We start from the raw sequence: 13586 nt of genomic DNA, 5'->3' as shown, positions 1-13586 counted from the left end.
GTATCATATAAATATCAGTCACCCGTGTTTAAAATGGAGAGGAGCATTATCATGCCGATTACCCCTTGCCTTGTATTCAATGGCAATACCCGTGAAGCGATCCATTATTATGCCAAAGTCTTTGGTCAAGACATCCCCGACATCATGGAGTTTGGTCCCGGCAATGGTCCGGACGGTCAACCGTTTGAAAAAGACGTCCAGTCGCTTGTCCTGCACTCGCAATTAATTATTCACGGCACACGCGTCATGTTTTCCGATGCGATGCCGCATGATCCGGTGGCGATCGGACAAAATGTCACGCTGGCCCTTCATCTGCCGGACGTCCAAATCATTCACGAGACATTTGACAAGTTGGCACAAGACGGCAATGTCATCATGCCGATCCAAAAAACGTTTTGGAGTGAAGCCTACGGTATTGTCGAAGATCCACTTGGTGTTCAATGGCAGCTGAATCACGAGGTGAGTGAAGTGACAGCGTAAGTTGCTTGTCATATCATATACTCCTGACCAAAAGTAAGATTTGATGGATTTCGTCGGATCTTACTTTTTTAAATTTTTCTTGCTTGTTTTAAAGTGGTATTAAATTTAAATTTAATGCGATTTAAATTAGTTTGATATATAAATCAACGTTTTAGTTTAACGGAATACAATCGATAAGAAAAATAAGAAATCAGATATATTAAACTACTTTTGAAGTTATGTTAATAAACAAAGAAGTGTTTTAAAATTTATAATTAAATGGTAAATTAGGTATATGAAGTTATATTAGTAATTAAAATACATTATTTTTGAATTTTATTTAATTTATTGGAGGTGCAGAATGTCAAATGAAGTAACTCTTCAAATAGACGCACAGATCATCAGTATAGACAAGGTGATCTGTCGCCACATAGATAACCTTAGCTTGTTGAAAAGAGGTGCAGTTTCGCAGGATATCCTTTCTCAATTGCGAAACTTTGTCGAGCACATAATGATTAAGTTTTATTCTAACGGTAAAGACATTGAGAATAGTTATGACAATATCCAAGAAGCAATTAAATTTGTTAGATCACAGGGTAATTTGAAAATGTTAAAGAGATTTCATGATTATTTACAAATTGTAGCATCTCATTACACACTCGACGAAGAAAACTCAGAACGGTTAATGTTGAAATATTATGAGTACCTTTTAAAAACCAAAAATCTACTTCAAGACACTTTCTCTCTAAGTATTCTGAATAATATAAACAAATTCCCGCTAAATTTAGATTCGAACATGCAAGAATATTATATGAAAATTGCTAATAAGATAAAAAGTTCTACTATCCAGCAAGCTATAACAACCGAGAAATACTACATTCAAAAAACCAAACCTTTCTTTATCGATCAACAGGTTTACTATGAAGTAACTTTTACACCTGCTAACGACTATGCGAGTAAGACTAATCGCGTTATTGCCTTTACAGATTTAGAAATAACCGAAAATTATGCTGTCAATCTTGATTTAACTCGCGATAGCATTGAAGTTCTTGGTAAAACTATGCCTATTACAATTATTGCAGGGTGGCGAGTCGCTATTCGAGATTGCGAGTTTAAGAACTTTTCGAGTCTTATTAGAAAAAAAGCTATTAAGACTGGATATGCTGAGCAGCAGGGTATCTCAGAATTTTTAACTTCAACTGGATTTACTTTGACCGAACTTATCGATTTCTCTGACGCGGAATTTCAAAAGGTTAAGCAACAAGCGACACAACGAGCAAAGAGCGTTGTATTCTTCAATGATTTAGAACGGTGTCGTGAAATAATAAAAGCAAATGCAACGGGCAGCAACCTCCTGCGCTACTTATTATTCCATATGAATAATAAAATAATTAAAAACCAGTTACATAACGATGTAAATTATAATTTGTCTAGGCTATATGTACACAACGGTTGTATTCCATTCGATAAGATGCCGTTTAATACTTCGCTCAGAGGTCATAATCCCAAACTTAGCGATTTGTTCGCTTGTATTGATGCTACCGAAAGGCGACATGAGATACTTGCACGCTTGGTTAGGAACGCTACCGAAATTAAGGGACAACTTTTTACTCCAGTAAAAGATATTGTCGGGTTTGATGATATAACAGCACTTGTAAAAATATATAATTCAGTCTTGTGGCGTGGACATGTTGAAAATAGCAAGTTAATAATTGAAAAAGGTCATATTTTTATTAATGAATATAAAAAAAATACTCAATTTATTATTACAGAGCTTAATGAACTAGCACAAAGTGGAGTTAAAAACTATTCAAAATCGGTAGATGCGTGGTTGAACGAGCCTAATCACGGTGTTGACTGCGATGAGAAAAAAGAGAAATTGATTCAGATGTTTGAACACTCAAAGATTGCTTTAATATATGGTTCAGCTGGTACGGGGAAATCTACTTTGATAAATCATACAGCACATTTCTTCGCCGATAAAAAAAAGCTCTTTTTAGCACAGACCAACCCTGCTGTTGATAACTTAAAACGGAGAGTGACAACTTCAAATTGCACTTTCTTAACTATTACAAAATTTTTAAAAGGTCGAAGTAATGTTACTGACTATGATTTGATAATAATAGACGAGTGTAGTACCGTAAGTAATCGTGACATGAAAGATGTTCTTGTCAAAGCTACATGCAAGCTATTGGTTATGGTTGGTGATTCATATCAGATAGCCTCGATTAGGTTTGGAAACTGGTTCAACTTAGCACGCACGTTTATCCCTGTTACTTCCGTGTTTGAATTAACAAAACCTTATAGGAGTAATAATGAAAAGCTACAAATATTATGGGACAGAGTGCGTAAGATGGATAACAACATTCTTGAAAGTATTACGCGAAGTGACTATTCCACTTCATTGGATGCTTCAATTTTCAATACCGCTGTAGAAGATGAGATTATTCTATGTCTTAATTATGATGGCCTTTATGGAATAAACAACATTAATCGTTTTTTACAACAGAGCAATTTGAGCATCCCAGTTTCTTGGGGAATTCAACAGTATAAAGTTAACGATCCAATTTTATTCAATGATAGCGGGCGTTTTGCCCCACTAATTTATAATAATATGAAGGGTTGGATAGTAGGGATAAGAATTCTCGATCGCAAAGAGCTTTCTGAACGCATACAGTTCGATATCAAATTGGACACAGTAATTAATGGTATAGATGCCTCTGAACAGGATTTTGAGCTATTGGATAGCGATTCAGAAAGCACAAATTCGATTATACGCTTTTGTGTCAATAAACTTAAAAGCGAAGATGATGACGATGATGAGATTTCAACAGCAGTCGTTCCATTTCAAGTTGCATATGCGATATCTATTCACAAGGCACAAGGTTTAGAATATAACTCTGTTAAAATCGTTATAACTGACGAGATTGACGAACTTGTAACACATAATATCTTTTATACCGCTATAACGCGTGCAAGAAATAAGCTTAAAATCTATTGGACGCCTGAGGTAGAGAAAAAAGTATTAAATGAAATAAGACCTAAAAACAATAAAAAAGATATACATTTTTTGAAAAGTTTGATTCAAGTAGATATATCAAATAATTAAAATCAACTAAAGCAGCTTGTCTCCTAAAATCAATAGGACTCAAGCCGCTTAGTCGTTTTTAGAAACGTTCAGCCTTATGTAAATATATGTAAATTTAGATAAAAGTTCTAGCTCTTAGTAAGCTTAATACTAATGCAAATAATACATCCTCGCTTTTAAAATACCACTAAAACTTTCTATTAGGATATAGTGCCGCTAGGAATATACTGTGTTTCAAATTTGTCCCATCAATCATTCTCTTAAATCCTCTTGACTTGATTGAAAACCACAATCGCTATGGATTATCTTAACTCCCAGTGATGGGGAGTTGAGTGATTGCTACAACGTCTGGAAGACAAGTGCATTGTTGTTTTTTTGACTTCCAGATTTGGTAGGTAACAATTGGTGTTTTAAAATCTCTATTTTCTTTTCGGTCTCTTTAAATAATTTTATTTTAAGAGCACTTATTTTTAAACCTTATATTCTAAAGTGAAAAAAATCTAAATTAGATAAATAAATATACTTCCCTGTTTCCGCTTTAGAAATTTTACAATAAGCAAAAAAATTTAGTCTCATTTTTTTACATAAACTTTCCAGTTCTATAATCTATTTTTTTATTATTTAAACTCTCATTTATTATTTTTGCTGAGATATAAAGTGGAGTCTGTTTATTATCTTTATTTCTTACCTCAGCTTCAAAAAATATAATATAGTCCCCCCTATTCTTTTTTGAGCGTATGATATTTCCTTCGCCATAATAAATTCTTTTATAGTTGTTTATATTATTTAAGTCTGTGCATACTAGGTAATTAAACATAGCCTCATAGAATATTTCAGATCGTAGACAAACCCTCATTTCAACGTTGAAATGAGGGTTTGTCTACGATTTGAGGGCTTAACCTCCAATGGAGGTTGAGCCCTTTTATATGATTCATCTTTATAATATATATATCATTTTCTAATCGATACAGTTCTCTAGAGCATCTCTAAACAACTATACCTTGCAGTTAATGAAGAAGACTTTATAGAGTCAACGGGTACATTTTCAATTATTTTAGATGTATTGATGTTTGTTTTGATCGATGTTATAGAACAACATCCGCATTCTGATTGATCTGATCAACAATACTCAAAATCCGTTTAGCATCTGTGATGTTCTCTTTAAATAAAGACGTTACACTCCCTAGAGTTCTAAAAGGATCTTCTTGTAAAATTCCCTTATCAAGAACCCCATTTTTTACTACATAATCAACAACTAAACGAACAAAATGAGCTTGATTCATATTTAGTCGATTCTCGGAAAGAAACTCAGAAAAAGCTTCTAAAGCTGCTTGTCGGTCAAGTCCGACGATGGTTCTTACCAACCGAGTGATTGATGTATCACCGTAATCCTTCTGATATTGTTCTCTTGTTCCGAGTTCTTCCCAAAGCAATCGTTCGAGCGTTTCAGTGTCTTGTTTTGTCAGTAGTTTGTTGTGGCGCAGTTTGTATACAGCTAGTTGATCTTGATGTTGTTTAAGATAATGTTCAACCTTCTGGCGATAGCTTTGCAAGTTATTTACATTTAAAATTGAACCATTTTCGTTCTGTTCAGTTACTTCATCCTGGAAATCAGTGTAATAAATTTTTTGTTGACTTCGTTCAATAAACTTTATCAAATCTCGTAATGCTTCTCGTACCTGTTCGAAATCTAATAGAAAAGCTTCTTGCCAAAATTGTTCTTGTTGCACACGTTCAATCACTTCTCGCTGCTCTAATACTTGTGGAATTGTACCGAGTTTTGAGAGAGCTTTAGCTGTTCGCATAACACGCTGAATTGGCTTTGTTGCATTGTTTTGATTCAATTTAGCTAATTCAATCGTGAACATGAGTAAGTCGAACCGTTTTGCCAATTCGTCATCATTATAAGGCTGAACTAACGGAGAAATATGTTCTTTTATTTCATTTGTCTGAACTACAGATAATGCATTCCATTTTTCCATATTCTGATATTTATGTACGTATTGAATATGCTGACGAACACGAAATAGCTCGTCATTCAACGATTTTACATCTATAATCAGCGTTTCTAGCGTTTCTTCTCGAAATTCTTTGTATGGGCTTACTTGATATTCCACATCTTGGAGTTCTCTCACAATATCCACTTTGGTATTAAAAAGCTTCTCAGAAAGTGATTTTGTATTTTTTACTTCTTCTCCATGTTCATTTGCACGGAAATAATCAAAATTCGCAAGCCAATCAAAAATTCTAAAGTACTCTTTATGAAGTCCCATCCCAAATAAATCTTCACTTAAGCGAGTTCCCCGTCCAATCATTTGCCAGAATTTCGTTTTTGAGCGCACTTTTTTAAAGAACACCAAGTTAACTACCTCTGGTACATCAATTCCTGTATCTAACATATCTACCGAGATGGCAATTTGCGGATGCTTATGTGAAACAGAAAAGTCGTCAATTAAAGACTGATAGTAATTTACGCTATAATCAATAACCTCAGCAAAGTGGGGTCCTAAATAAGGAAATTTGATATCGAACCGTTCCTTAATAGCAAGTGCATGACGATGATTCTTAGCAAAGAGAATCGTTTTTCCGACTTTATCTCCACCTTCTACATGAATGCCTTTTTCCATTAATTCTTCTAAAACCATATCAATAGTGTGAGCGTTAAACAACCAATTGTTTAACGCCGAACTGTCAATGTCTCTTACATTCGGTTCATCTTCAAAGACATCTTCAAACTCTATCTTTTCATCATCACTCAGCTCATCGTATTGAATACCTTTTTCAAGGAATTTAGTCTTTGTTTCAACAGTCACATAATCTACTAAGTAGCCTTCATTGACCGCATTTTTTAATTCATAAGCGAAAGTTGGAATTCCATTCTCTAAATCAAAGATAGAGTATGTATTTTTATCAACTTCATCTTTCGGTGTTGCCGTTAATCCCAGGAGCATGCTATCAAAGTATTCAAAAATACTTCGATACTTCTGATAAATGCTGCGATGTGATTCGTCAATGATAATTAAATCGAAGTGCCCTACTGTAAATAACCGGTCGCCATCTTTCGTCTTAGTCTCGTCAATTGCATTCATCATCGTTGCATATGTTGAGAAAATCATCCGACTCTCTTGAGGGTTTGCTTTGTTTTCAAGCAAGCTACAAAGAGAAAGATTTGGCATTAACTCATTAAAATTCCTCATTGCCTGCTTTAATAATGAAGTACGATCCGCGAGGAATAAAATATTTTTAATCCAGTTATGTTTCGCAAGCACGTCAACTAGTGAAATAGCTGTTCTTGTCTTTCCACTACCTGTAGCCATCACCAAAAGAGCCTTACGCTGGTTACGGCTGAATGCATCACAAACAGCCAAGATGGCTTCTTTTTGATAAGCGCGATTTGTAACTTCTTCATTAATTTCAATATCAATTAAGGGCTTTTTAAGGTTGCGCTGGTCAATGAGCAGTTGTAGATCTTCCTTGCTATAAAACCCTGACGTTTTACGCGACGGGTATGTATCGTGCAAAATATACGTTTCGTAACCATTTGTATAAAATACAACAGGACGCTGGTCTTGCTCTTTTTCAATACAATCAGCATATAGACGAGCTTGCTGACTGCCTCTCTTTGGATTTACAGAAGTTTTTTTCGCTTCAACAACGCCGATTATTTTCCCATTGTCTCCTCGAAGAACATAATCGACATATCCTTCTTGAGAAGCATTAGGCATTCCTTTTACATAATATTCTTCTTCGATATCTTGATTAAACTTCCACCCTGCTAATTTTAAATCTAAATCAATGTATTTCTTGCGAGTATCAAATTCACTAATCCGATCAACATTGAAATCATCTTCCTGTGTATGCGCGACTCGCTTAGCGGTCAAACCCTCTCTTAAGCTTTCATTCTGCTTGCGTAATTCTTCAAGACTTTTGTCCTTTGCACTTAACCGTTCATATAAATCCTGCAATTCTTCAGGTCTTTCCCTTTTCTCAGGTGTACTATGTAAAAGGGTTTCATCGAATTCAGATGCAGTGTATTCATTGGCATAGCAATAATCAATCCAAGAAATAAACTGGTAAAGGTGGTGAAGTGCCAGGATAGCTTCGTCTCTCGAAATCTCAGCATTAGTATGAACGGCTGTATTGCCAAGTTTTACAATGTATTTCATCATTGGCAAAAGTGCTTCATCAATAATGGCGATGAAGCTTCGATCATGAATCAAACTAGATAAGTTTTCACGGTAAGGCACTCGAACGGCATTGTCTGCCTGATAGACCCATTTCACAGCCAATTCAAGAGCACGACGTGTCGTGATGGCACTAGTCGCCGGACTTACTAATAATGCATTTTCAGCTTCCATACAAGCGTTTGCAAAGCTTTTGAATTGATTCTTACTTGTTAAAAATTCGAAGTTAGACATAGCAATTACCACCTTTCCCACCTATTTTTTATAAGATAATTCTCCTTGGAAAGCTTTTTGAAAAAGTGAGTTGTAAAAGGCTTGCATTTCGATCTGTGCATCTATTAATTTTGCTTTTTGCTTTTCAATTTCTCGATATTTATCTTCAAACAAAATCTGCAATTTTAAAGGAGGTAATACTCCCTTAAAAGATTTTATTTGGTTTTTATTTACTTTAGGAATATTTGTTCTACTACTATTCTGAGATACATGAGATAAAAAGGTTTCAGATCTAAGTAAAAATGCAATATATGTTTTCGTAGCTACTTTATCATTCACTAAAATTGGGTAAGCATCTGCACTACATAACCCTTCAAATTCAGGCATTGCTACTTTATTTAAATACGGACGTATTTTACTATATATAATATGTTTTTTATTAAATATATACTTACCACTAATTAAGTGACTATCTTTCACCTTAATACAATCAATGATTCTTCCTGTATTTTTCTCTATATTATTAATTCCTATATGGAACAATTCTTCATAAAGCTGAAAGTCTTTAGTCATTTTGGTATCAATTTTAGCAAAGTAATCAAATTCTTTTACATCCCATGCTTTATTATTAGTCTTAAGATTACCAAACATCTCTAAAAACACACTTTGAATTAATTTATCTAATGCTACAATTTGAGATTTACGTTTATTAATTATATCTAAGCATTTAGACAAATTAGCTGATAAATTTACTTGTTGTGAATAACTAGGTATGACTAACTTTAAACTCCTTAAGTCTGCTATTGACAAATTGTTAATAATCGATTTTTTCCCTAATTTAGTTAATTCCCTAATTTTACTATCTATCAGGAAGAGTAAATAATCTTCATTAATATTTTTTCCGGGTATAATCTTCACTACTCGTTGGTTTAATAAAGCCATTCCTTTAGTCCATCTAATAACTTTAAAATCGCCTGACATACTTAATAATATGTCACCGTTATTTACGATAAATTGTTTTTTGTAATCATGATTCCAGTATACAAAGTTATTTTCATTACTATTAACGTTTTGAATTCTTACTATTGGTATAGAGTCTTTATTTCTTTCTATAACAAATTTGCTAGAGGGATAGGCGAAACCTGAAACGAATTCCACAATTTCCTCAAGTTTTACTTCTTTATTCATTTAAAAGTCCCTCCTTTAAAGCTAACAAATCATTTTGAATATCATATTCTGTTTTTAAAATTTTCTCTAATATTTCCATTGGACTTTCATATTCGATTTCGTCATATTCAATTTCTTTATATTTATTAATAGATAAATCATAACCCTGCTCTTGAATTTCTTTAAGTGATACGAAGAATGATTGATCATTTCGTTTTCTATCTTTTTCATTCTCACGTTTGTGGAAGCGTTCAATAATGTCAGGAATGTCATTGGCTGTAATTACATTTCTTTTATCATCTAAAGAATAGCCGTCAGCTTTCATATCATAAAACCAAACATTTTTTGTACCACCAGCTGAAGTTTTTGTGAATATCAAAATAGCAGTGGACACTCCGGCATAAGGTTTAAAAACTCCACTTGGCACTGAGATGACTGCTTCAAGTTTATTTTTATCAATTATTTCTTTACGAATAGTTTTGTGTGCATTTGACCCGCCAAATAAAACACCGTCAGGCACAATAACCGCGGCTCGACCACCGGGTTTTAATACACGAAGAAATAAAGCTAAAAATAATAATTCTGTTTTTTTTGTTTTAGCGATTGTCAACAAATCATTTGAAACGGATTCATAGTCCAAAGATCCTTTAAAAGGTGGATTAGCTAGAATAAGCGTGTATTTATCTTTTTCAATATTGTCTTGAGACAATGAATCTTTGTAAGTAATATTAGGGCTATCTACACCATGTAACATCATGTTCATTGCACCAATGCGCAACATTGTAGAATCCATATCGTTTCCGAAGAACATATCGTTGTGATAATGCTCTTTGAGGCCTGCTTGCAGAAATAAATTCGCGTGATTTTTACGAAGATATTCACTTGCGGAAACAAGAAAACCTGCTGACCCCATAGCTGGATCAATGATAATATCTTCTGGAGTCGGTTTCATCATTTCCACCATCATATTGATAATATGGCGCGGCGTACGAAATTGCCCGTTTGTTCCTGAAGTAGCGAGTTTCGATAAAAGATACTCGTATACATCTCCTTTTGTATCACGATTCTCCATAGAAATCCCATCTATTGCAGCGACTACTTTTTGCAGAGTAGAAGGTTTATTAATTTGGAAAATAGCATCTTTCATATATACCGAGAATGCAGAATCTTCCTTTCCTCCAAGACCTTTGATGAACGGAAAAATTTCCTGTATCATAATGGTGTACATATCGGCAGCGTCACCAAGATTCTTGAATGTATGCCAGCGTAAATATGACTTATCTTTTGGGAAAATACTTTTATATTCCAATCCAAGCAACTCAGCATCCGCCTCTTTAGCCAGCTCACCTTCATCTAATCCCTTCATAAACAGTAAATACGTAACTTGCTCAATATTTGTAAGGGGATTTGTACTTCCCTCAGTCCAAAGAGTCGTCCAAATACCGTCAATTTTACTTTTCAATTCACCTGTTAACATTGTAAATTCCTCCCAAACATAAAGGTGCCTTTTTGGTAATTTCCTTAAATAAAATACTAACATATTTTCACTTTCTTACAGTCATTCAAATGTTATTTTTACAAGGCGAGATTTCTTATAAAAAAGTTTATTTACTTTTATTATTGTCTGAATCACTAAAATTTTAGATGTAAAAAGTATCTACCGATAGTGCCCAAAAAATTCTTCAACAGTCTAAAATTCTAATTTATTTATGGTACAGTTCGCCAAATCACAAGTAAAATTCAATTGCTGATTATAAAGTATAAATTCATTCTAAATAATACAGCGTCGCACATCATCTTATACAAATATCTAGAGTGTTGTTCCACTACCTTCACAAACAAAGTATTTCTTTCAAATACAAACGGGCTTCCTATTCTTGAAAACGGCATATCCCTCAACAATCGTTCAACTTTCACAGCATCAAATTCACCTTTTAATTCAGCTGTCTGTGCATCCTTTATTTCGCGATACTTCTCTGCATGCAAATATTCATAAAAGAACGGAGCCACTTCTTCAGCCGTAATCGGCTCCATCCAACGTTCTTCTCCTCGCTCGAGCATCGCCAGCAACACAACCATCTTATAACTCCGGTTCATTACCGTTTTTTCAACCTGTTCAATCAATTCACGGTTAGCATCATAAGTCTCGACTTCTTCAGCCGTCAATTCCCCTTGTTCTTTCAGAAAACCGACGTACGAGCCCCACTCTTGTTTATAACCCGTCGGCACGGCTGTCAGTTGTCCGATCTCAACGTAAGTCGGACGACGCCCAAGATCAAGCTTCAATTGTTCGTAACTCTCAATCAATCGCAGTTTCCGCTGATTCGGCTGACGCATCCGATGAATAATATTCAGTGCTTGTGTATCGAACTCGATGATGCATCCCTTTGGTGGGGTAATCGGCTCCTTATCTCCCCGCTTGAGCTTGTCTTTTACTGTGCCAAGCAACATCAGCTTCGTTTCGACGTTTTTATAGTTGCCGATCAAATCGATGACGACACAATGTGATTTCTTGTTCGCTAAACGTAAGCCCCGTCCGATTTGCTGTGTGTAGATTGCAATCGATTACGTCGGTCGACAGAACAGTAACGTATCGACTTTCGGAATATCGACTCCTTCATTAAACAAATCAACCGTAAAGACGATTTCTACCGTTCCCTGTTCAAACTCCTGAATCCGCTCCCGTCGATTAACGGTCTGTCCGGTCAAGGCAATCGCTTGGTGTCCCATTTCCCGGAATGTCTGTGACAAATATTCGGCTTGACGGATCGACGAACAAAAGCCGATCGTCCTCGTCTGCCGGTGCTTCGACCAGGCGGCATAGATGTTTTCTGAGACTGCCCGATCAATCTGCGCCTGTTCCAGTTCCATCGCATCATATTTCCGCCCCATCCGCCGCAGTTGCGAATAATCGATGACGTCATGAATCCCGTAATAATGGAACGGTGTCAGGAATCCTTCATTGATCGCTGACGTGAAGTGCATTTGAAACGCAACGTTATTGTCGCACAGTGCATAGACGTCCGCTCCGTCCATCCGGTCCGGCGTCGCTGTCAGTCCCAGTAAAAACTGCGGTTCGAAATGCGCCAGAACTTTTTGATAACTTTTAGCTGCTGCGTGGTGAAACTCATCAATGATGAGCAAATCAAAATAATCTTGTGCAAACCGTTCAAGATGACGGTTTTGGGATAACGTCTGGACTGACCCAAACAGCACGTCCGTCTGTTCATCATTCGTGCGGTCTGATCCGATATACATAGCCGTCTGCCAATTGGGTTCGACCTTTTTAAACGAACGTTCCGCTTGTTCCAGCAACTCGCGTTGATGTGCGAGGAACAGTACCCGCTTAAAATCACGCGCAAAGAACGCACTGAGATACGTTTTCCCAAGCCCGGTCGCAAGTACGGTCAAGGCACGCGTCCGTCCTTCTTCCATCGTTTCCCGGAGTGCCCGCAAGGCTTCCTCCTGCACCCGGTGCGGCAGAATCTCATCGGACGTGACAAGCTGTTGCTCCGCATAGTCAACTTCAGGTTCTGCGACATATTGCCGTGCGTCATGTTCTTGCCGGTATGCTTCGAGGACAATCGGATTCAGGTCTTGAGCTGCTTCACTTAAATAAAGATCCATGAATGCCTCAATCGCATTATCCAAGATGTGCGGTGCGACGGCTTGCGGCAAATGGAGATTCCACTCGACACCGGTCCGAAAAGCGCTTTTTGAGATATTCGATGAGCCGACAATCGACAGACCCGTCTCTGCATTGCGGAACAAATAAGCTTTCGGATGAAACGCCCGTCCGCCGGAGCGATAAAACCGGATCGACAGACCGTCCAGTTTCAATAATTCTGCCAACGCCTCCGGGTCCGTAATATGTAAGTAGTCGCCAATCAAAAAATGAACATCGGCGCCCCGTTCGACGGCGCGACGTAACGCCGGTAACAACAGTTCGACACCCGAGCGTTGTGCAAAGGCGGCGACGATATAGACTTCATCCGCTTGGTCAATGGCATCGACCAACGACGCATACAAATCGTGTGTCGTCAGTTTTGCTGCCGGAATCAATCTTCGACCTCAATCAGATACAGCTTGTCATCAAAGCCGCCCCGCTTATCGTGTTTCGCAAGCCGGATTGCTTCGAGTTGCTGCGGGGTCGTTCCGTGCGTCCGGACTAGCGCGTGAATCAGCTCCAGCAAGTCGGCCAATTCTTCAACTGCTTCCTCGGTCGTCGTTGCTTCTTCGTATTCAGTAACTTCTTCATGCAATTTCCGTTTCGCTTCGACGAGGAATTCTTCTTCGTTAAGTGTCCGGAACGTTGCTTTTTTTCCGTTCCGAGCAATGATAGTTGGAATCTGATCCCGGACTAATTTATGATAAAGAGGCATTGGGTTCACTCCTTGTAAGTATGGTGATGGTGTTGTAAAAATTATCCTATAGTTCAAGGCAGATAGCACGTTCTACATACTATTTATTTTATG

Annotated in this window: 8 protein-coding genes; 2 read left to right on the top strand and 6 right to left on the bottom strand. The window is 36.8% G+C overall.

All coding sequences use genetic code 11. The annotated features are described in order from the left end of the window. Positions 1–51: 51 nt before the first annotated feature. Both A0126_RS01600 and A0126_RS01595 read left to right on the top strand, forming a co-directional pair. Complete coding sequence (locus A0126_RS01600) at positions 52–480, top strand: VOC family protein (RefSeq protein ID WP_088836157.1); 429 nt, start codon at positions 52–54, stop codon at positions 478–480. A 340-nt stretch (positions 481–820) separates the two neighbouring features. After that, on the top strand, positions 821–3568 hold the full coding sequence (locus A0126_RS01595; RefSeq protein ID WP_088836156.1) for an ATP-dependent DNA helicase: 2748 nt from the start codon (positions 821–823) through the stop codon (positions 3566–3568). Between the two features lie 1064 nt (positions 3569–4632). On the opposite strand, the gene A0126_RS01585 is transcribed toward A0126_RS01595, so the two are convergent. The 6 genes from A0126_RS01585 to A0126_RS01565 all read right to left on the bottom strand — a co-directional run bounded on the left by A0126_RS01585 (position 4633) and on the right by A0126_RS01565 (position 13493). After that, entirely contained in the window at positions 4633–7965 is a 3333-nt protein-coding gene (locus A0126_RS01585) for a DEAD/DEAH box helicase family protein (protein ID WP_088836154.1), read from the bottom strand. Between the two features lie 21 nt (positions 7966–7986). After that, positions 7987–9132 (bottom strand): restriction endonuclease subunit S, encoded by a 1146-nt coding sequence (locus A0126_RS01580; RefSeq protein ID WP_088836153.1) that lies wholly within the window; start codon positions 9130–9132, stop codon positions 7987–7989. Then, complete coding sequence (locus A0126_RS01575; protein ID WP_088836152.1) at positions 9125–10588, bottom strand: type I restriction-modification system subunit M; 1464 nt, start codon at positions 10586–10588, stop codon at positions 9125–9127. The genes A0126_RS01580 and A0126_RS01575 overlap by 8 nt, the downstream gene beginning before the upstream one ends. Before the next feature lie 263 nt (positions 10589–10851). Then, positions 10852–11598, bottom strand: coding sequence for a hypothetical protein (locus tag A0126_RS19465; protein WP_239456807.1), 747 nt, complete (start codon positions 11596–11598; stop codon positions 10852–10854). Between the two features lie 78 nt (positions 11599–11676). Beyond that, positions 11677–13173, bottom strand: a complete 1497-nt coding sequence (locus tag A0126_RS19460) for a DEAD/DEAH box helicase family protein (RefSeq protein ID WP_239456806.1) — start codon at positions 13171–13173, stop codon at positions 11677–11679. Then, positions 13170–13493, bottom strand: coding sequence for a nucleoside triphosphate pyrophosphohydrolase (locus A0126_RS01565; RefSeq protein ID WP_088836151.1), 324 nt, complete (start codon positions 13491–13493; stop codon positions 13170–13172). Before A0126_RS01565 ends, A0126_RS19460 begins: the two co-directional genes overlap by 4 nt. Between the last annotated feature and the right edge of the window lie 93 nt (positions 13494–13586).

Source organism: Exiguobacterium sp. N4-1P (assembly GCF_002214325.1).
Note: the sequence above shows the minus strand (reverse complement) of the source record. Positions and strands in the feature narration are given on the sequence as shown.